Source organism: Candidatus Alistipes pullistercoris (assembly GCF_027665465.1).
GTDB classification, from domain to species: Bacteria; Bacteroidota; Bacteroidia; order Bacteroidales; family Rikenellaceae; genus Alistipes_A; species Alistipes_A hominis.
Window position 1 is genome coordinate 344,040 of sequence record NZ_JAQDED010000001.1, and the last position, 21,573, is coordinate 365,612.

The 21,573-nt window shown below is 57.7% G+C and carries 16 protein-coding genes; 3 read left to right on the top strand and 13 right to left on the bottom strand.

Translation table 11 applies throughout. The features are described from left to right. Positions 1-2 precede the first annotated feature (2 nt). From PGR91_RS01590 to PGR91_RS01600, 3 genes are all read left to right on the top strand, one after another. A complete protein-coding gene (locus tag PGR91_RS01590) occupies positions 3-1,016 on the top strand; it encodes an FAD-dependent oxidoreductase (RefSeq protein ID WP_055202612.1) in 1,014 nt (337 codons plus the stop codon). 4 nt (positions 1,017-1,020) lie between these two features. Continuing rightward, complete coding sequence (locus tag PGR91_RS01595; protein ID WP_055202614.1) at positions 1,021-1,347, top strand: 4Fe-4S dicluster domain-containing protein; 327 nt, start codon at positions 1,021-1,023, stop codon at positions 1,345-1,347. 87 nt (positions 1,348-1,434) lie between these two features. After that, a complete protein-coding gene (locus tag PGR91_RS01600; protein ID WP_118655472.1) occupies positions 1,435-3,279 on the top strand; it encodes a (Fe-S)-binding protein in 1,845 nt (614 codons plus the stop codon). 120 nt (positions 3,280-3,399) lie between these two features. On the opposite strand, the gene PGR91_RS01605 is transcribed toward PGR91_RS01600, so the two are convergent. The 13 genes from PGR91_RS01605 to PGR91_RS01665 form a co-directional block, all read right to left on the bottom strand. Continuing rightward, a complete protein-coding gene (locus tag PGR91_RS01605) occupies positions 3,400-4,701 on the bottom strand; it encodes an alpha-L-fucosidase (protein ID WP_118655474.1) in 1,302 nt (433 codons plus the stop codon). A gap of 79 nt (positions 4,702-4,780) precedes the next feature. Then, positions 4,781-6,097, bottom strand: a complete 1,317-nt coding sequence (gene gldE, locus PGR91_RS01610; protein WP_118655475.1) for a gliding motility-associated protein GldE — start codon at positions 6,095-6,097, stop codon at positions 4,781-4,783. A 42-nt stretch (positions 6,098-6,139) separates the two neighbouring features. Further along, positions 6,140-7,594 carry a cell division protein FtsZ gene (ftsZ, locus tag PGR91_RS01615; RefSeq protein ID WP_101571819.1) on the bottom strand — a complete coding sequence of 485 codons (1,455 nt, stop codon included), beginning with the start codon at positions 7,592-7,594 and terminating at the stop codon, positions 6,140-6,142. An 80-nt stretch (positions 7,595-7,674) separates the two neighbouring features. After that, positions 7,675-9,102, bottom strand: a complete 1,428-nt coding sequence (gene ftsA / locus PGR91_RS01620; RefSeq protein ID WP_101571821.1) for a cell division protein FtsA — start codon at positions 9,100-9,102, stop codon at positions 7,675-7,677. Positions 9,103-9,108: 6 nt separating this feature from the next. Further along, positions 9,109-9,942 carry a cell division protein FtsQ/DivIB gene (locus PGR91_RS01625; protein WP_118655477.1) on the bottom strand — a complete coding sequence of 278 codons (834 nt, stop codon included), beginning with the start codon at positions 9,940-9,942 and terminating at the stop codon, positions 9,109-9,111. A 22-nt stretch (positions 9,943-9,964) separates the two neighbouring features. Next, entirely contained in the window at positions 9,965-11,326 is a 1,362-nt protein-coding gene (gene murC, locus PGR91_RS01630; RefSeq protein WP_118655479.1) for a UDP-N-acetylmuramate--L-alanine ligase, read from the bottom strand. Further along, positions 11,326-12,441, bottom strand: a complete 1,116-nt coding sequence (gene murG, locus PGR91_RS01635; RefSeq protein ID WP_118655481.1) for an undecaprenyldiphospho-muramoylpentapeptide beta-N-acetylglucosaminyltransferase — start codon at positions 12,439-12,441, stop codon at positions 11,326-11,328. Before murG ends, murC begins: the two co-directional genes overlap by 1 nt. A 58-nt stretch (positions 12,442-12,499) precedes the next feature. After that, entirely contained in the window at positions 12,500-13,786 is a 1,287-nt protein-coding gene (locus PGR91_RS01640; protein WP_081032493.1) for an FtsW/RodA/SpoVE family cell cycle protein, read from the bottom strand. A gap of 30 nt (positions 13,787-13,816) precedes the next feature. Continuing rightward, complete coding sequence (gene murD, locus PGR91_RS01645; RefSeq protein WP_055202636.1) at positions 13,817-15,157, bottom strand: UDP-N-acetylmuramoyl-L-alanine--D-glutamate ligase; 1,341 nt, start codon at positions 15,155-15,157, stop codon at positions 13,817-13,819. A gap of 2 nt (positions 15,158-15,159) precedes the next feature. Continuing rightward, on the bottom strand, positions 15,160-16,407 hold the full coding sequence (gene mraY / locus PGR91_RS01650; RefSeq protein WP_055202638.1) for a phospho-N-acetylmuramoyl-pentapeptide-transferase: 1,248 nt from the start codon (positions 16,405-16,407) through the stop codon (positions 15,160-15,162). A gap of 21 nt (positions 16,408-16,428) precedes the next feature. Further along, on the bottom strand, positions 16,429-17,883 hold the full coding sequence (locus tag PGR91_RS01655; RefSeq protein ID WP_182424191.1) for a UDP-N-acetylmuramoyl-L-alanyl-D-glutamate--2,6-diaminopimelate ligase: 1,455 nt from the start codon (positions 17,881-17,883) through the stop codon (positions 16,429-16,431). Between the two features lie 92 nt (positions 17,884-17,975). Next, positions 17,976-20,246 carry a cation:proton antiporter gene (locus tag PGR91_RS01660; protein WP_101572058.1) on the bottom strand — a complete coding sequence of 757 codons (2,271 nt, stop codon included), beginning with the start codon at positions 20,244-20,246 and terminating at the stop codon, positions 17,976-17,978. Between the two features lie 61 nt (positions 20,247-20,307). Further along, complete coding sequence (locus PGR91_RS01665; RefSeq protein ID WP_147387355.1) at positions 20,308-21,531, bottom strand: hypothetical protein; 1,224 nt, start codon at positions 21,529-21,531, stop codon at positions 20,308-20,310. Positions 21,532-21,573 lie beyond the last annotated feature (42 nt).

The window sequence follows — 21,573 nt, forward strand, 5'->3', positions numbered from 1 at the left end:
TTATGGGAAAAAAGGTAATTATCATCGGCGGAGGCGTCGCAGGGATGCAGACGGCCATTACGCTCAGCAAACTGGGCATCAGCCCGGTGATTATCGAGAGAGAGGAGACGATCGGCGGCAAGTTGAACCGCTGGGACCGGCTCTTTCCGACCATGACCCCCGCGAGCGAAGTACTCGGATCGCTTCGCGAACAGGTCGACGCTTCCGGCGCCGAAATCCTCACGTCCCGGGAGGTGAAGGAGATCGGACAGGAGGGTAAAAACGTAACGCTGAACGACGGCACCCGGCTTCGCTCCGACGCGGTGGTCGTCACTTCGGGTTTCGACCTTTTCCCGGCCGAACTGAAAGAGGAGTACGGTTATAAAATCTACGACAACGTATATACGACGGTAGACGTCGAACGGATGTTCCGCAACGGCGGCATCCGCACGGCCGACGGCCGGATACCGAAGACGATCGCCTTTCTGCATTGCGTCGGATCGCGCGACGAGAAGGTGAACCAGCGCCACTGCTCGCGGGTCTGCTGCATCACCGGCGTCAAACAGGCGATCGAAATGAAACAGGCGATCCCCGACGCCGAGGTATACAGCTTTTACATGGACATGCGAATGTTCGGCCCCGGCTACGAGGAACTCTACCGGCAGGCGCAGCAGGAGTTCAATATCCATTTCATCCGCGGCCGCATCTCCGAGGCGAGCCAAACGATCGACAACCGAGTGCAGATCAAGGCCGAAGACACGCTGATCGGCCTGCCGCTGAAAATGACCGTCGACATGCTGGTGCTGATCGTCGGCATGAAAGCCGGAGCATGCAACCTGCAGTGGAGCCGCTGCAACGGCGTCGACCTATACCCCAGCGGATTCGTCAAGCCGAAAGATCAGTTTACCGGAAGCGTCGACTCGGGGTCGCCGCATATCTTCTATGCCGGAACGATCACGGCGCCGAAAAACATCGGGGAGTCGATCAACGAAGCCGTCGCCGCCGCACACCGGGTGGCCGAATCGCTAAAAGAATAACGCCATGAACTGGGGATTTTCCATCAGCCAAACGCGCGGCGTAGACATCGACCGCAACGACATGCAGTACTCCCGCCGGCTGCTGGCCGAACATCCGGAACTACAGACCTGCATCGCGTGCGGCAACTGTACGGCGACCTGTACGGCCGGCAATCTGACCAAGTTCAACGTGCGTAAACTGCAAACGCTGGTGCGGCGCGGCGAATACCGCGGCATCCGCGAAGAACTGGCCAAATGTATGCTGTGCGGCAAATGCCGGCTGGTCTGCCCGCGCGGAATCAACATCCGGCAATTGGTGCTGACTCTGAAAAAAGAGGTGCCCGAAAAGTAACGGACCGTTTCCGCGAACCCGGACGAAGAAAAACGAAGTTGTAAACAACCGCACGCGGCACCGCGTGCACCGTTATCGGAATAAAACATGGAGCATTTCAGACTATTCGTCTTGCCGTTCTGGCTGGGAGCCTTCTTCCTGCTGGTAACGCTTCTGTATAAATATATCGGCTGGTTCGTCGGACTGACCGCGGCGGAGCGCCGTCTATTCGTCCGTTCGCTGTTCACCCGCTCGACGTTCCGCTCGGTCGGGGAGGTTATCAGCGAATCGCTGCTGCACCGCAAGATATGGCGCACCAACAAACTGCTGGGTTACATGCACACCAGTTTCGCGCTGGGATGGTTTCTGTTGATCCTGACCGGCTGGATCGAAACGCTGGTCTACTTCAAGGGCGAAAACGTTCCGCTGTACGTCGATATCTTCTTCTCTTATTACGTACACCCTATTTTCGAGCATAATTTCAATTTCTCGCTGATCAAAGACGCGCTGCTGCTGCTGATCCTGATCGGTATCGGCCTGGCGCTGTTCAAACGAATCCGTTCGCGGATGATGGGTATGCGCCGAACGACCCGGCATACGCCGGGCGACCGGATCGCCCTGTCGGCGCTGTGGTTGATCTTCCCGGCCCGGCTGCTGGCCGAGAGCATGACCAGCGGCGTAATCTGGAAATTCGGCGGCATCGTATGGGCGCTCGGCGAAGAGCACCACCTGATTCCCCCGGGAGTCGGCTGCGGCAGCTTCCTGACCAATTCGACCGGCGAACTGCTGGCCCGCATACTGCCGCCCGACGTGCTGATGGCCGGCGAACTGCCGACCTGGTGGTTCTACTCGATCACGCTGGGCGTCTTTTTCGTCGCGCTGCCGTTCTCGCGCTATATGCATATTTTTACCGAGATTCCGCTGATTTTCCTACGAAACGCGGGGCTGCGCAGCAAAGAAAAACCGTCGAGCTACGACCATTTCCAGACCAACGCCTGCTCGCGCTGCGGCATCTGCATCGACCCCTGCCAGTTGCAACGGGCCGCCGGGATCAACGGCGTGCAGTCGGTCTACTTCCTGCGCGACCTGCGGAGCGGCAACCTGACCGATGCGGTGGCCAACAACTGCCTGATGTGCGGTCGCTGCGAACAGGCCTGCCCGGTCGGTATCGAACAAAATACGCTGCGGCTGAACAGCCGCCAGTGGACGGCCGTACCGGTCGGCGAAAACCGTTACGGATATATCCGGGGAATCGACCGTTCGCAGGGAAACGGCAAAGTCGGCTACTTCGCCGGCTGCATGACGCTGCTGACCCCGAAGATCCTCCGCGCGATGGACGACATTTTCAAAGCGTCCGGCGATGAAGTGTGGTGGGCCGACAAAGAGGGGGGCGTATGCTGCGGCAGACCGCTGAAGCTCTCGGGCGAAGTGGACGCCGCACGGAAAATGATGGAATACAATACGGAACTTTTCCGCCAGCACGGCATCGAAACGCTGGTTACTTCGTGTCCGATCTGCCTGCGCGTTTTCCGCGAAGACTACCGGCTGGAAGGCATCGAGGTGCTACACCATTCGGAGTACATCCAGCGATTGTTGAAAGCGCACCGGATCGACCCGAAAATCGGCGACCTGAATTTCACCTACCACGACCCCTGCGAGCTGGGACGCGGTTCGGGCATTTACGACGCTCCGCGCGAAGTGATCGCCGCAGTCGGTCGGCTGACCGAAGTGGCCGAAAATCGTGAAAAAGCGCTCTGCTGCGGTTCGAGCCTGGCGAACATCGCCATCGACGACGACGGACAGCGGAAAATCGGCGAAAGCGTCGCGGCAGCCTTTGCCGCCACCGGGGCCGATGCGGTCGTCACGGCCTGTCCGCTGTGCAAGAAAGGAATCGCCCGGGGCAATTCGATGCCTGTTTACGATCTTGCGGAAATCGTCGCCCAAGCATTATGATACCGGACGTTCCGGAGGATGCTGCGACAGGCGGCAGGAGTCTCCCCCCGTTACGAATCCGTCCCGACACTGTAAAACTTAAAAAAGAATATCGTCTCGCCTCGAGCGGAACTTTTTCATTCACCGCCGTACGGATAACTCGATCACGCTGTCGATTTCGTCGGCCGGTATCCCGGACAAATCCAGCGACACGGAGTCTGTGGCCACCGAAAAAGGCACTTCCGCCCGATCCGCAAAACGAACGGCCGAACGGACGACACCGCCGGTCAGCGGCAGGGAAAGCGTATCGCCGTCGCGTCGGAGAACATGCACGAAGAGCCGGTCGCCTTTGCGGGTGGAAACGCCCCACGCACCGGGAGCGATCTCTCCGGCCCGGGTTCCGTAGACGGTCTCCCCGTAAGTTTTCATCCACCGGCCGACTTCCCGGAGCCTTTCGAGGGAAGCCTGCGGTATCTCGCCGTCCGGCTGCGGGCCGACGTTCAGCAACAGATTAGCGTTACGTCCGGCGGCATTGACCAGCAGATGGATCAACGCAGCGACTGACTTATAGTTCCGGTCGGTAATGCTGTAACCCCATGTCCCGTTCATCGTCGCGCAGGTTTCCAGCGGCAAGGCGCTGATCGTCTGCCCAGCCGAGTGCCCGGCGGTATTCTGTCCCGGAAGATCCTGCTCGAACGCTTGAAAATCCTCTCCGGGGAACGGTTCGCGATGGTGATTGTTCCCGACCAAACAGCCGGGTTGCAACCGGTGGATCGTCGCGTAAATTTTATCCAGTTGCCAGTCGGCGTCCGCCTTGTCCCACCAACCGTCGAACCAAACGGCTCCGACCGGCCCGTACCCGGTCAGCAGTTCGGTCAGTTGGTTATTCATGAAACCGAGGTAATCGTTCCAATCCCCGTGAGCCGTACGCCCGGTACCCTGCCCCGTAGTGCCCAACGGATAGTAATCTTCGCGCGTCCAGTCGAGCAATGAATAATAGAAATGCAGCCGGATCCCCTGTTTGCGGCACTCTTTCGCCAGTTCCCTGACAACGTCCCGTCCGTAAGGGGTGGCTTCGACGATGTTGTAATCCGAATACCGGGTGCCGAACATCGAGAAACCGTCGTGATGGCGCGAGGTAATGCAGATGTATTTCATGCCGGCATCTTTAGCTGCCTGCACCCACGCCTTCGCATCGAATTTCGACGGGTAAAATCCTCCCGCCAGTTTCGCATACTCGCGGCAATCGATGTTTTTGTTCGTCATCGCCCATTCGCCGTCGCCAAGCATACTGTAAATGCCCCAATGGATAAACATCCCGAAACGGCTATCCTGAAACGCTTCCCGGCTGCGGAGATTCTCCGGCGCGGGCTGGTAACCGGACTGCGCGGCCAGCCGGCCGGCCCCCAGCCATAAAACGACAAACAAGCAAACGTATTTCATGGGCGTATTCCTTAGTTTTATAAAAAACAATAACAAATATTAATGAAGTATAAATTTTAATATACAGAAATACACCCCCTTACAGATTACCTGTTCCGGAAGAAACCACCGTAACCTTAATCTTATCGATCCGTCTGCCGTCCATCTCTTCGACTTGCAGAACCAGATCGCGGCAGGTCAGCGTTTCGCCCCGATGCAGAAAATCCTTCCGGATCTCCAGCATCAGCCCGGCGATCGTCTCCGCGCCGCCTTTCATGGCGTCGAGATAATCGTCGTCCAATTCCAACACTTCGAGGAAATCATTGATATGGGTTTTACCGTCGAACAGGTACGTATTCGGAGAGAGCTTCGTATAAAAAGCCTGATCGCGGTCGGATTCGTCCGAAATTTCGCCGACGATCTCCTCTAGGATATCTTCCAACGACAGCAACCCCATCGTGGAACCGTACTCGTCGACCACGATCGCCATGTGGATCTTGCTGTCCCGGAACTCCTCGAGCAATTCGTTGATTTTCTTGTGCTCCGGCACGAAATAAGGCTTGCGGATCAGATTCTGCCACTCGAAATCCCGCTCGTGCGAGACATACGACAGCATATCTTTTACATATAGCACCCCTTTGATATGATCGATACTCTCTTCGTAGACGGGAATCCGCGAGAAACCGGACGAAACGATCGTCTCGCGCACCCGATCGAAATCGGCCTCGATGTCGAGCGAAACGATGTCCAGACGGGGTTTCATGATCTCCACCACTTCGGTATGAACGAAATCCACGATCTCGGACAGCATCCGCTTCTCCTCGGCGCTCTGTCCGGAGGTCATCTCGATCGCATTCGACAGTTCGTCGATCGAAATGTTCTCCCGCTTCCGCGTCACGCTCCGGTTGATATAACCGCCCGAACGAATCAGCAGGAACGAAACCGGCCTGAACAGCGCCTTGAGCAACAGCAACGGTACGGCCATCATCCGCGCGATACGCACCGGATGGTACGATGCGAGGATTTTCGGCATGATCTCTCCGAACAGCAGCAACAGGAACGTAACGATCACCATCTTCACGACGAACTCCAGCCCCGCGGCGCCGGCGAACCCGACCAGCGAGTCGATCAGTCCGTTGGACAGGATCACGATGCAGATATTGACCAGGTTATTGACGACCAGAATCGTCGCCAACAGATACTCGTCCGCCGACAGCAACCGCAGGATCGCATTGCTCCTACGATCCGGGCTGTTCTTCAGCCGGACGACATCCCGCGGCGAAAGGGAGAAAAAAGCGGTTTCAGAAGCCGAAACCGACGCCGAAACGCCCAGCAACAAAATTACGACCAGCAGGATCACGGAATCCTGCAGCGTAAACGGGTTGAACGTCACGGCTTGGATAAAACACGCTGTCAAAATTACAGATATTTAGCCGGCCCGATCCATAACCGGAACGGCTTAGTCAAACAACGAACTGCTCTGCCCCTTGTCGCTCTGCTGTGCGGAATCGTCTTTCAACACGACCCTCGCACTGCGGTTACCTTCCGCCGAAGTGTCTTTGACGAACTTGATATTCCGACGAACGAAGGCGGGACGGTTCTCCAGTTCTTCGATATCGATATCGGAACCTTCGTCCTTCTTGGATTCGATGGCAGGTTGCGAAACCGGCGCGCTGAACGGTTTGGGCTGCGGTCTCGGCGGAACCGGGACGGGACGGTTCGGCACGATCCGGCGGGCGGCATCGGGCTGCCCCCCCGGCGCGGCGGACACCGGACGCACGGACGGCTCATGCGGCACGAACGCCGGTTTTTCGGCCGGTTCGGGCGACTCGACAACCGGTTCGCCGGCAACCGCATCGTTCTCCGACTCGCCGCGAACGTTCGCCTTGCGAAGCGAATCCTTGTAATCCTGCAGAGGCGAATAGCTGACCATGTTCATCTGCGCATAATCGAATCCGGTTGCGATGATCGTCACCTCGATATCCTGTCCGAGAGCGTCGTCCTTACCGGCTCCCCAAATAATATCGGCGTTATTCCCGGCGCGTTCCTGAATGTACTCGGTAATCATATAGGTCTCCTCGAGCGTGATCTCTTCGTCGCCCGAGGTGATGTTGATCAAGATATTTTTCGCCCCGGCGATGTCGTTGTGGTTCAGCAACGGGGACTCCAGCGCCATGTTGGCCACCTTCATCGCCCGGTCTTCGCCGGAAGCGCGGCCCGAACCCATCAACGCTACGCCGCTGTCGCTCATCACGGTCTGCACATCGGCGAAATCGACGTTCACCGTATTTTCGCGCGTAATCACCTCGGCGATCCCGCGGGCTGCGGTAGCCAAAATATCATCGGCCTTGCCGAACGCCTCGGTCAGCGTCAGCTTGCCGAAGATCTCCTGAATGTTCTCGTTGTTGATCAGCAGCAGCGAATCGACGCAGCCGCGCAGCTCCTCGATCCCCTGCTGGGCCTGCCGCATCCGTTTCGGGCCCTCGGTCTTGAACGGAAGAGTCACGATGGCCACCGTCAGGATACCCAGCTCCTTGGCTGCCCGGGCGATCACCGGCGCCGCGCCGGTTCCGGTTCCACCGCCCATACCGGCCGTGATGAAGACCATCTTGGTGCCTTCGCGCTTGTAAATCTCGATGATCTCGTCGAGGCTCTCCAAAGCCGCCTGTCGTCCTTTTTCCGGATTGTTGCCGGCGCCCAGGCCGTTCTGTCCGAGACGCACCTTTACCGGGACGGGACTGTTGCGCAGCGCCTGCGGATCGGTATTGCACACCATGAACGAAACGTCGGCGATCTCCAGCTCGAACATGTGGTTGACGGCATTGCTACCGCCGCCGCCGACACCCGTAACCATGATGATCGAAGGCGACAGCTTCGGAATTTCAAAATCGATTATATCTTTTACGTCAGACATATACTAAATCTTTTACGCTTTTCACACTCGTTCCACTACGACCGACGCGGGCCGAAACCGATCCGCCCGCGCCGATAAACCTAAATCTCGTTATCTTCAATCTCCTCGTCAAACATGTTGATCACTTTCTCCCTGAGCTTCGAGAACAATCCCGGCTTGCGCTTGGGTTTGTATTCCGGTTCGTAAGCGTCGTCCTGCAACCCGGCGCCTTCCTCTTCGTGCGGCCGGCTCCCGCTCCGGTAAAAATCGTTCAACTTCCGCTTGACCGGCGAAGCGGGCTCGGTAACCGGCTTTTCCTCCCTTGCCGGACGAACGACCTGCTGTTTCGACCGGGAAGTCTTGTTCTGGGCCCGTTCGTCGAATGCCCGCGCCAGGATGCCGACGGCAGTCGCCATGGCCGGCTGTCCGGCCGTTTCGAGACTCTCCCCGTCGAGCGTGCTCTCCGCCCCCGCTACGCGGGCATCCATCCCGGTGTAACTTTTAAACAAGGTTTCGACATGCTTCAACTGCGCGCCTCCTCCGGTCAGCACCACCCCGGCGGCAAGCCGATCCTGAAACCCGGATTTTTTCAGTTCCTCGACCACGAAGTCGATGATGTCGAGCATCCTCGCCTCGATGATCGCCGCCAGATTCTGAGACGAAATCTCTTTCGACGCCTTCGCGCTCAGTCCCGGCGTGGTAATGTATTTGTCGGGCTGCGCCGCATCGCGCATGGCTTCCCCGTAACGGGTCTTCAGGTTCTCGACATGCTTTTCGAGAATCCCGTACGAGCGGATATCCTTGTTGATCACGTTGCCGCCCATCGGGATGATCCCTACGTGACGGATGATATTTTTCTGATAAACGACCACGTCCGTCGTCCCCGCTCCGATATCCACCACGGCGACGCCTTCCTCCTTTTCGTCGGGCGTCAGCACGGCCTCGGCCGAAGCGATCGCATTCAGGAAAAGCCCGAGCGGAACGATATCCACCCGTTTGAGGGCCATCTCCAACCGGTTGATCGCGACCGAATCGCCCAATATGATGTTGAACGTCGACGCCAGTTTGTTGCCGAACGTCCCGACCGGATTGGCCGTCTCCTCCTCGTCGTCGACAATGTAGTTCTGCGGAATGATCTGCAAGATTTTCTCCCCTTCGGGAGCCGGAACGTTGCGCATACTGTCGTGCAACTGGCGGACGTCCTCCTGGCGGATCTCCCCGCCGCGGCTGGCAAATACGTAATAGGGCTGCTTTACGCTGCGGATGTGCTGTCCCGATATACCGGCATAGGCTTCGGTGATCCGGATTCCCTGGCGCTCTCCGATCGCATCGACGGCCTCCTTGATGCTTCTGGAAACCAGGTCGATATTTTTGATTTCGCCGCGGATCATCCCCGCCCCCTGCACGGCGGAAACTTCCCGGTCGATAACCCGAATCCGGCCGTCCTCGCCTTTCGTGCCGATCATCGCGACCACGGTATTCGTCCCTAAATCGATTGCAACAATATAATCCCCGTTTTCCACTTTCATTCCTGTTTATTCGATGCAGACAATCTGATCTTTATATTTCAAATTTATGTAGCTACAACAATTCCACCCCTCGTAGGCGACGGCATGCCGGTAAAAACTCAATAACTTTGCCAGTTTCTGTTCGTAACCGTCGACGCTGCCGAGCATGATCACCTGGTCGCCCGCCCTAGGCACGATCTCGATATCAGGATCGTACCCGTCCCCGGCCTGCGAGCCGACGACATGAACCTGAACGATAAACGCTTTCCAGAAGTCGTCACTATCCACGAATTTCACAAAATTAATCAGTTTCACCAAAAACGAGTAATTTTTCTGCACTTTTTTTTCGGGATTTCCGGCGAACCGGTCGAGCGGGCCGACATAGTCCGGTTTGAACGGGAACGGCACATAACCGGTAACCACCGGAACATAGACCACGAAATAGCGCTGCTGCGGCAGGACATAGCCGTCGTCGGTCACGTAGAAATTGTACCCGTTTTGCGTATTGAACCGCACCACCGGACGCCGTTGCGTCAATTCCACGTTCAGCCGCCCATCCATCGAAGTGTAGACGCGGGCCGTGCGGACGAACCCGCGCCGCCGGACGAAACGCTCCAGTTCGAGGGTATTGATCGACGACAGTTCGGTTCCGACCAACTTCATCTTTTCGGCTGCGAACCACGCCCTGACCATCGCCGGCGTAATGAAATTCCGCTCGGCGCTGTCCAGCACCGTCACCCGTACCTCCCGGCACAACTGTTCCTTTTTCCGCTGCGACGTATATCGCAACGAAAACGACAGGTAGACCGCAAGCAGCGTCCACGTCAGCAGATTCAGGGTGATAACCAGCGACCGTTTCACGATTCTCCGTTTTATCGGGTTCTTATTTTTCTGCGAATAAACCGGCGATCTGCGTGCAGAAGCGGTCGATATCGCCCGCCCCGAACGTCACCAGCAATTCCGGGTTCTTCGATTTCAGCACGTCCGTCAGATCCTTCTTGCGGACGACCCGTGCCGGACAACCGATCAGCGGCAGCAGCATTTCGGAAGCCACCCCTTCGATCGGCTCCTCGCGCGCCGGATAGATCGGCAGCAGCAACACCTCGTCGCACAAAGACAACGCCTCGGCGAACTCCCGGTAAAAATCGCGCGTCCGGGTGTACAGGTGCGGCTGGAACACCACCGTCAGCTTCCGCGCCGGGAACATCTCCCTGACCGACGTGATCGCGGCCCGCAGTTCGTTCGGATGGTGCGCGTAATCGTCCATATAAATATGCTTCGGCGTATTGACGTAAAAATCAAACCGGCGCTTCACGCCGCTGAACGACGCGATCGCGACCCGCAGCTTCGCTTCGTCGAACCCGGCCACCCACAGCATCGCCGCCGCCGCCACACAATTTTCGACATTCACCCATCCCGGAACGCCCGGCGTGCAATCCCGGATCACGCGGTCGGGACAAACAAGGTCGAACGTGTGCCGCCCGTCCGGCTCAAGCCGGATGCGGTCGGCGTAAAAGTCGCAGGGCGTATCGTATGCATACCGGTAAACCCGGATTCGGTCGTTACGGATATCCAGTTCGACCCCCTGTTTGAGAATCAGCGCGCCGCCCGGTCTGATCTGCCCGACAAACTCCGAAAAAGCCTCTTTGACCGCTTCGTGCGTCCCGTAAATGTCGAGATGGTCGGCATCGACCGCCGTCACGACCGCGACGTCCGGATAGAGCTGCAGAAACGACCGATCGAACTCGTCGGCCTCGACGACCAATCGTTCCCCCGGGCCGAGCACCAGGTTACTACCGAAATTCTTGGAAATCCCGCCGAGAAAAGCGCTGCCGCCGCCCCCGGCCTCGCGATCGAACCACGCGGCCATCGTACTGGTCGTCGTCTTGCCGTGCGTTCCGGCGACGGCCATCAGGTATTTCCCCTCGGCCATCACGCCGAGCATCCGCGAACGCTTGACGATCTCGAATCCTCCATCCCGGAAAAATCCGAACTGCAAACTATCGGACGGGATCGCCGGCGTATAAACCACCAGCGTATCGGCCTTGTCCCGAAACGGCTCCGGAATCGTATCCGCCTCGTCCTCATAAGTAACGGTCGCTCCTTCGCACTCCAATGCCCGGGTCAGTTCCGACGCGGTGCGGTCGTATCCGGCCACCTGTTTCCCCTCGTGCAGGAAATAACGTGCCAGGGCGCTCATCCCGATCCCTCCGATTCCTAAAAAATATACTTTACTAAAGTTCATTATTTCCCGTTTACAACATCCATAACTTCATTCACAACCCGATCTGCGGAATCGCCGATCCCTAAAGTCAATATATTACGCTCCATTTCAGCGAGTTGCTTCGGATCGGCCAACAATTCCTCCACGACCGGAAAAACTCCGTTCACCGCATCTCGGTCGGGAATCATCCGGGCGGCCTGCTTCCCGACGAGAGCCATCGCATTTTTGGTCTGGTGATCCTCGGCCACATTCGGCGACGGCACGAAGATCGTCGGCCGGCCGATCAGGCACAGTTCCGAAACGGTACAGGCTCCGGCCCGCGCCACGACGATGTCGGCCGCAGCATAGGCCAGATCCATCCGGTCGATAAAAGCTCCGCGCCAGATACCCCGGTCGGAGCGCCCCTGCATAAACTCCGTCATCTCCCGTTCGTAATATTTACCGGTCTGCCAAATCACCTGTATCTTCCCTTCGGCAACGATCCGATCCACGTTGGCTTTCATCATTTCGTTCAGCGTCCGGGTACCGAGGCTGCCGCCGACGACCAGCGTCACCGGCTTGCCCTCTTCCAAACCGAAATGCCGAAGCGCCTCCGCGCGCAGATCCGGATTGCGCCAAAAACGCCCCCGGAGCGGATTGCCCGTCAGGACGATCTTCTCTTTCGGGAAAAAGCGTTCCATCCCTTCGTAAGCCACGCAGATACGCCTGACGCGCGAGGACAGCATCTTATTGGTCATGCCCGCATAGGAGTTCTGCTCCTGAATCAGCGTCGGAATTCCCATCCGCTGCGCGGACCACAGCACCGGCGCGCTGGCATACCCGCCGAAGCCGACCGCTACGTCGGCCCCGAATTTTTTGACGATTCGCCGGGCGCGCAGCACCGACCGCACGACCTTGAACGGAACGGCCAGGTTTTTCGGCGTCAACCGCCGCTGCAATCCCGCGACGGGCAGCCCCTCGATCCGGTAGCCCAGCTCCGGGATTTTCTCCATTTCCATCTTTCCTTCGGCGCCGACAAAAAGGATTTCGACGCCGTCGCCGAGCCGCCGCTTCAGCGCTTCGGCCACCGCAACCGCCGGATAGATATGCCCTCCGGTACCTCCTCCGCTCAGTATGACTTTTAATTTCCGATCCATATTTTCAAACACAACATCAATGATCCGATATTCGCCGCAAAAACGGCCGCCCGTTCCGCTACTCCAGTAACGACTCTTTTCTCGGCCGATCCAGCGACTCTTCCTTCACCTGTCGGCTGATCCCGAGAATCAGGCCGAGCGCCAGGCAGGTAAACACGATCGACGAACCGCCCAGGCTGACCAGCGGCAGCGTTTGCCCGGTCACCGGGAACAGGCACACCGAAACCAGCATGTTACAGATTGCCTGGAACGTAATCATCAGGCAAAGCCCCAGCACCAGCAATCCCGGAAACGCCGTCCCGCAACGCCGGAACGTAACGATCCCACGGAAGAAAATACACAGGTACAGGAAAAGCATCAGCGACGCTCCGATCAGTCCGTACTCTTCGACGATAAAGGCATACGCGAAATCCGAATAGGAGTGCGGCAGGTTCGACCGCTGCGTACTGTTTCCGGGCCCTTTGCCCATCAATCCGCCCGAAGCGATCGCGATCCGGGCCTGCTCCTGCTGCAAATCGTCGTCTTCGCCCTGCGCTTTGACCTGCTCGGTCTTACTCATCATATCCCCGATCCCAAGCCGGTTGACCCACGTATGCGACCGCCCGATATTGAAGGCGTACATCACCGACACGGCGCAAACCATCGTCACGAACACCAGCGCGACCAGTCGCCACAACTCCCGCACGCGGACACGCCCGACATAGAGCATGATCAGACAGGTGCAGAACGTGATCGCCGCCGTCGAAAAATTGGAAATAAAAATCGCGGCGCAGGCGATCACGATCGGCCCCAGAACGGGGATCGTGATATTGGTCAGTATATTGAAATTCTTGTCCGGATTTTTACGCCACCCGCGCAGCGTCAGCGCAGGCAGCAGCGGCATACGGTGAATGTTTGTTTGCCGCTTGGCCAACTGCCGCGCCAGGATCGCGATCAGCGCGATCCGCAGGAAATCCGAAGGCTGGAACGTCACGCCGATCAGCGGGATGCGGATCCACCGCGAAGCGCTATTCAGGTTGACTCCAACGAAGAAGGTCAACAGCATGAACAGCAGCGCCGTAACGAAAACGAACGACAGAAAGCGCGGACGCGCGTAACGCTGGTAATCGATCCGGTGCACGGCGATCATCGCGGCGAACCCCAGCACGATGAACTTCAACTGCTGCAGGAAATAGTGCGCCGTATCCCCGCCGGCCTTACGGTAAGCCATCGACGCGGTCGACGAATAGATCACCAGCAGCGACGCGATCGACAGGATCGCAATGATCACCCACAGTACGCGGTCGCCGCTGAAAAAGCGGTCGAAAAAGCCCTGCTGTTCGTTGTGCGGTTCGTCCGGTTGCATGATCGTCGTTTTTTCGGTTTTATCGATACGTTATCGTTGCGCGGCGGCGACCCACTCTTTGAACTGCCGTCCGCGGTCTTCGTAATTTTTAAACAGGTCGAAACTGGCGCAGGCCGGCGACAGCAGTACCACATCGCCCGTTCCGGCGTTCCGGCGGGCGGCCGCCATCGCCTCGTCCAGCGAATGGGTATCGACAATCTTCCCGATCCGACCATCGAAAGCCTTCAGCAACTTACCGTTATCGACGCCCATGCAGACCAGCGTCTTGACTTTCGCCTCCGCCAACTCGTAAAGCCGCGCATAGTCGTTCCCTTTATCGGTTCCGCCGGCGATCCACACCACCGGACGGGTCATGCTCTCCAGCGCGTACCACACCGAATCGACGTTGGTCGCTTTCGAATCGTTGACGTAGGTCACGCCGTCGATCTCCCCGCACTTTTCGAGGCGGTGCTCGACCCCTTCGAACGCCCTGAGCGTCCGGCATATCGCATCCGGCCCGACCCCGGCCGACAAGGCCGCCAGCGAAGCGGCCATCGCATTATAAGTATTATGCATTCCCTTAATTTTCAATTCCGCAACCGGAATCTCCACCCGTTTCCCGGCAACTTCCGCACGGATCACGCCATCGGCCAGCATCGCCGCGCATCCGTCGCAGGTTTTCACGCTGAACGGCAGGGTTTGCATCCCAAGCGGATGTTTCGGCAGGTTTCCGAGCGTCAGCGGATCGTCGGCGCAATAAATAAAACGGTCTTCCGGTCGCTGGTTCCGCAGGATACGGAACTTGCTGTCCACGTAATTCTGCAACTCGTAATCGTACCGGTCGAGGTGATCGGGCGTAATATTCATCAGCACGCCGATATCGGCCCGGAAATCGTAACAGCCGTCCAACTGGAAACTGCTCAGCTCGATCACGTACCAATCGTAATTGCCGGTGGCCACCGCCAGCGCGAAACTTTCGCCGATATTTCCGGCCAGGCCGACGTTCACGCCGGCCTGCCGCAAAATCTCGTAGGTCAGCGTCGTCGTCGTCGTCTTGCCGTTGCTGCCGGTGATGCAGATCGTTCGCGCAGAGGTATAAGCCCCCGCAAACTCGATTTCAGAAATAACCGGGATTCCCCGCTCCCGGACGGCCTTCACCATCGGAGCCTTGTCCGGAATCCCCGGGCTTTTCACGACTTTGTCGGCCGACAGGATTTTACCGGCCGTATGCCGTCCCTCCTCATAAGGAATATCCCATTTCTCCAGCAGTTCCCTGTACTTCGGAGCGATACTCCCCCTATCCGACAGAAACACGTCGAATCCTTTTACGCGCGCCAGCACCGCCGACCCGCAACCGCTCTCGCCTCCTCCCAATACCACGATCCTCTGCATCGTTATCTGATTTTAAGCGTTACCAACGTGATGGCGGCCAGCAGCAACTGCACGATCCAGAAACGCACGACGATTTTCGATTCGAAGTAACCTTTCTTCTGGAAATGGTGGTGCAGCGGCGACATCAGAAAAATGCGCCGGCCTTCGCCGTACCGTTTTTTCGTATATTTGAAATAGGTGACCTGCATGATGACCGACAGGCTTTCGATGAAAAAAATCCCGCACAGGATCGGCAGCAGCAACTCCTTTCGGATCAGCAGCGCGAATACGGCAATGATTCCGCCGATCGCCAAACTGCCGGTATCGCCCATGAAGACCTGCGCCGGATAACAGTTGTACCACAAAAAGCCGAACAGCGCCCCGGCAAACGCCGCCGCATAGACGATCAGCTCCCCGCTCATCGGTATATACATGATATTCAGGTAATCGGCGTAAATGACGTTCCCCGACAGGTAGGCCAGTATCCCGAGCGTGACGACGATCGTCGCCGACACGCCGGAAGCCAGTCCATCGAGCCCGTCGGTCAGATTCGCGCCGTTCGAGACGGCGGTAATGACCAGCGTAGCGATCACGACGTATACCAGCCACGTCCACAGGTCGGCCCGCTCGCTGTCGCCCGGCACCAGCCAGTGGTAATTGAATTCGTTGTTCTTGACGAACGGGATCGTAGTATTGACGGTTTTTTCGGCCGGCGCCATATAGACCGCGCTGCGCTGCCCGTTGTCGTTGACATATTCCACATGCGCGCGCGGCGCGTTTCTGTCCAGTTTCTCCTTGGTCACGATCTGCGGGCTGAGCCACATCGCGCAACCGACGATCAGTCCGAGGCCGACCTGCCCGACGATCTTGTACCGGCCGCTGAGCCCTTCCTTGTTCTTGCGAAACACCTTGATGTAGTCGTCCAGGAAACCGATCAATCCGAGCCAGACGGTCGAAACGATCATCAGCCGCGTATAAACGTTGGTCAGGTCGCCGAACAACAGCGTCGGGATCAGAATCGAAATCAGGATAATAACGCCGCCCATCGTCGGCGTTCCGCGTTTCTGCAACTGTCCTTCGAGGCCGAGGTTGCGCACCTCCTCGCCGATCTGCTTACGCTGCAGGAAACGGATGATCCGGCGGCCGAAAATCATTCCGATCGCCAGCGCCAGAATAATCGCCATCGCCGCACGGAACGACAGCGACAGGAACATCCCCGCACCGGGAATGTCGAAATGCAATGAAAGATACTTGACTAAATGATATAACATAAATACGGTTCTTAATCGAATTTACTTCTTCGTCCGCAGTGCGAACAGGTTCGAAACCTCTTCCTTGTCGTCGAAGTGACGTTTCACTCCGGCAATGTCCTGATAGGTTTCATGCCCTTTGCCGGCCAGCAGGATGATATCGCCCGGCCGGGCCAGCGTCACGGCCGTCCGAATCGCCTCGCGGCGGTTGGTAACGGCGAGATACGACGCCGACGGATCGAGCCCCGCCTTCATGTCTTCGAGAATCGTTTCGGGATCTTCCATCCGGGGATTGTCCGAAGTCAGGATCGCCAGGTCGCTGTTCGCCACGGCGATCTGCGCCATTTCGGGCCGCTTGGTCTTGTCGCGGTTGCCGCCGCACCCCACGACGACATAGATCCGCTGCCCTTCCCGGCGAATCTCGTCGATCGTCCGCAGGACGTTCTGCAACGCATCCGGAGTATGAGCGTAATCGACGATGGCGGTCACCCCGTCCGCCGAACGAACGTACTCAAAACGGCCGCTGACCGACGTCAGCTCGCTCAGGATACGCAGCACCTCGTCGCGGTCGGCGCCGAGCAGCAGGGCCGTCGCATATACGGCCGTTAGGTTGTAAGCGTTGAAACGCCCGAGGAATGTCGCCCAGACCTCCGAACCGTCCAGATTCAGCAGCATGCCGTCGAAATGCATCTCGACGATCCGGCACCGGAAATCGGCGAACGCCTGCAACGCGTAAGTCTTGACCTCCGCGCCGGTATTCTGCACCATCACCATGCCGTTGCGGTCGTCGGCATTGGTCAGCGCGAACGTTCCCTCCGGCAGCGCGTCGAACAGCATTTTTTTGGCCCGGATGTACTCAGCGAACGTATGATGATAATCCAGATGGTCGTGGGTAATGTTGCTGAAAACGGCGCCGACGAAAGAGAGTCCCTCGATGCGGTGCTGCACGAGGCTGTGCGAACTGACTTCCATAAAACAGTATTCGCATCCGCGTTCGACCATTTCGGCCATCATGCGATTCAACCGGATGCCGTCGGGCGTCGTATGGGTCGATTCGCGCTGTTCGGTATCGATGCAGTAGGTTACGGTCGAAATCAATCCCACCTTATATCCCAGCCGGCGGAACAACCGGTACAGCAGCGTCGCCGTCGTGGTTTTCCCGTTGGTTCCGGTTATACCCACCAGTTTCAGATTACGGCTCGGATGTCCGTAAAAGGCCGACGCGATGCGCCCCAGCGCAACCGTCGAATCCGCCACCCGCACATAGGTCACCCCACCGCACAACTCTTCCGGCAACTCTTCGCATACTACCGCCGACGCTCCGAGACCGACGGCCGCCCCGATAAAGCGATGTCCGTCGGTCTGCGTTCCGCGCATGGCGAAAAACAGCGTTCCCGGCTTCGCCTCGCGCGAGTCAAACTCAAGATTGTCAATTTCTACCGAAAGGTCTCCCGACGTCGAAAGCACCTCCACGTCCACCAATAGCTCACGTAACATCCATATACACTTTATGCAATGTACAAAAGTAAGGTTTTACACCGGAGAAATAAAAAATAAGATGCCTTTTAATTGACATCTTATCGACAAAATCATTTCTTGCGGAGAATCCGCCGTACGAGCTTTTTTTCCGTTTTCGGTACGGGAGGCTTCGTTCCGACGAGCACCTGTTCGATCGTCTCCCGGTCGCCGGCGATCCAAACCATATCGTACGGCTGAAAACGCACCAGTCCCAGCGGTCTGACGTACGAGCCGTCGCTGCGTTCGATCCCGATGATCAAGCAGGCCCCTCGGCACATCATGCCGAACTGCGAAACGGTCATACCGATCAGTACGGAATGCTCGCCGACCGAAAATTTTTGCATCGTCGCCTCTTCCCGATCGACCGGCGACAGCGGCACTTCGACCTTCGAAGCGAACTGGCTCAACTGCGCATCCGTCCCGACGACCGAAATCTCGTCGGACGGCATCAGCACCATCGATGCGCCGGGCGCATTGTACCGGTGGCTGCCGCGCAGCACCGACACCACCGTCACCCCGTAGCGCAGGCGGAGATCCAACTCCCTGAAACACCGCCCGACGAGCGGGCTGTCGGCCGAAACCGTCATCTTAGCCATATGCAGGAACTTGGCGCGGTAGTTCCCGGTCGTCACGACGGTGCTCGCATCTTTTTCGTTCAGGTTGGTAAAGAAACGCTGTTCGAAACGCAGGTATCCTCTTTTGATCCGTCTCCAGAACAGCGCCAACAGCAACAGCAGAATGGCGAACGCCATCAACGCCCCCCAACGGTACGAACTCAGGTGAGCGACTACGGTCAGTACGAACATCAGCGCGAGGAGAATCCGCAGCACGATCAACGACACCAACAACCCGTGGTTGAAACGGGGATCGTTCCACAGCGGCACGAACAGCCTGCGATTCAGGTGCCGCACCGCAAGCCCCCACAACAGCGGCGTCATAAAGAGAATGGTCGTCGTCGTAGCGATCAGTTTGCCGGCGAATCCTTCGAAACGCTCCTCGACGAACGGCGAATAGTAACTCGAAGAGATCCACACCACGCCGCCCAACAGCACGCAGTAGATAAACATGTTCAACAGCGACTTTTTCAGCAGCGACATCCACTCCCGCTCGCTGTTGACGGTTTGCGACCCGGCGCTGTACCGGGCCAGCAGCGCTTTCATCCGCTTCGGAATCAACCGGTTGATCCGGTGATAGGCAGGATCGCTGAGCCGGATGATAAACGGCGTGGTAAATGTGGTCACGACCGACACGGCCACCGCGACCGGATAAAGGAACGAACTGGTAACCCCCATCGACAGTCCGAGCGACGCGATGATAAAGGCGAACTCTCCGATCTGCGCCAGCGAGAACGACGACTGCAACGCGATTTTCAGATTCTGTCCCGACACGAGGAAACCGAGCGTCCCGTAGAATATCTGTCCGACGATCACGACCACCGTCAAAAAAACGATCGGCACGATGTATTGCACCAGCATCGCCGGCTCGACCAGCATCCCGACCGACACGAAGAAGACCGCCCCGAACAGGTCCTTGACCGGAGCGATGACCTTCTCGATGCTCTCGGCCTGTACCGTCCCGGCTAGGATCGACCCCATGATGAACGCCCCGAGCGCAGACGAAAATCCGGCGTAAGTCGCCAGCACGACCATAATCAGGCAAAGGCCCAGCGAGATCACCAGCAGCGTTTCCTGATTCAGGAATTTCCGTATTTTTTTCAGGAACGTAGGAATCAGATAGATCCCCACGACGAACCACAGAATCAAGAAAAAGATCAGTTTGAAAAGCTGTTCGGCGATCACGACGTGTTCGACCGCCCGCTGCACGAAAAGCGTCGACAGCATCACCATCAACACTACGGCGAACAGGTCTTCGACCACCAGCACCCCGAACACCAGCGACGTGAACTTCTGGCTGCGGAGCCCCAGATCGTCGAATGCCTTGATAATGATCGTCGTAGACGACATCGACAGCATCCCGCCGAGGAAAATACTGTCCGTCGAAGTCCAGCCGAGGGCCCGTCCCGCCATAAAGCCGGAGCACATCATCCCGACGATCACGACCAGTGCCGTCATCAGCGCGGGGCCGCCGACGTTCATCAATTTTTTGAAGCTGAATTCGAGGCCGAGCGAGAACAACAGGAAGATGATACCGATCTCGGCCCAGATGTCCACGTTCCCCATGTTCGAAACCCCCTGTAACAGGAAATTTCCGCTACACAGGAACCCGGCGACGATGTAACCCAACACGACCGGCTGTTTCAGCCATTTGAACAGCAGCGTCGTAACCCCCGCGACGGCGAGGATCAACGCAAGGTCTGAGATGATCGGATCCAGATGTGTCATATTCCCAAAACGGGCCCGGCATTCGGACCCGACATATTCATTTTTACGACAGTCCCGGTCGTTACGAACCGGCGGTCGTCTCCCGTCGGTCCGGTTTCGTTCGTTCCGGCGCGACCGACGGATTCCACCGGTAATACAAGCTTCCGAGGCGCACGCCCGACAGGTACAGCATCAGGGCGGTCAGCCCGGCCAACAAGGCGAACCAAAGCAGGTGGCACAACACCGTGAGCGGGTAATTCACCACCGGAACGAATACGTTGACGGGACGATTACCGTCGGCAGTCCGCACGAAAGGATTGAAAAACAGGATCGTTCCGTCGTCGAAATGCGCTTCGGCACGCGCGTAGGCATCGTTCTTCCGAAAAGCATAAACGGCCTCGGCCCCGCTTCCCTCTGCAAGCAGCGTTCCGTTTTGTCCGATAAACCGGATCGCCGAAGCGGGCCGGTCGACCCGGATGCGAATCGTATCGCCCTGCATCGAAATGCGCTCCATCCGGGGCAGGTCTCCGTGCGGATCGGGACGGTTATTAACGTCGTGCGGAACGTATACCGCATAAGCGGCCCCTTTTTTCAAAGACTTCATAATATCCCCGGGGCGTAGCGACGGCGTATTGACCATTGTGAAGCAGCGCTGGAACCACGACGACCGGTTGCGGATATTGTGCGCGTCGTCGTCGCCGATCAGGGTCGAATAGATCCCGGCCGAAAGCGCCGTATCCCAGTACTGCTCGGAACGCTCGCGGCCCCGTTCCGGATTGATTTCCAATAGATCGTACCCGCGTAGCCAGCCGTACACCGCCAGGTCGATGATCCGCGTCTTGCCCGGGTGGTTCAGCACCAGCGCCTCGGCCTGCGGGCGCAGCCAGTGCAACATGTACTGCATCTGCGACTGGGTCAGCATCAGCGGAAAATCGCGCCACGTGACCCGTTCGGCCCCCATCACCAACTGATGGTAACCGTTGATCCCGTAACCGTGTTCGTAAGTCGGGATAAATCCGGGGCGGTCGGCATGCTCGGTATTCAGGCACTGATGATCCGAGATGCTCATGATATCGTACCCGTTGCTGCGATAGGCTTCGAGCATCTGTTCGACCGTATAATCGCACTGGGGTTTCTCTTTTTGATGGGCATGGAAATTGGCTTTCCGCCAACAGGACGAATCGGCCCCTGCATACGGATTGTAAACGGAATCCCCGCAGAACGAACGGCCGGACTGAAAATCATAGACCGGCACCGAAATGTAACTCAGCACGCACAACATCAGCACGGCGACGATTACAATCAAAATGTATTTCCCGAATAACAACATGGGGCGTTTCTCACAATT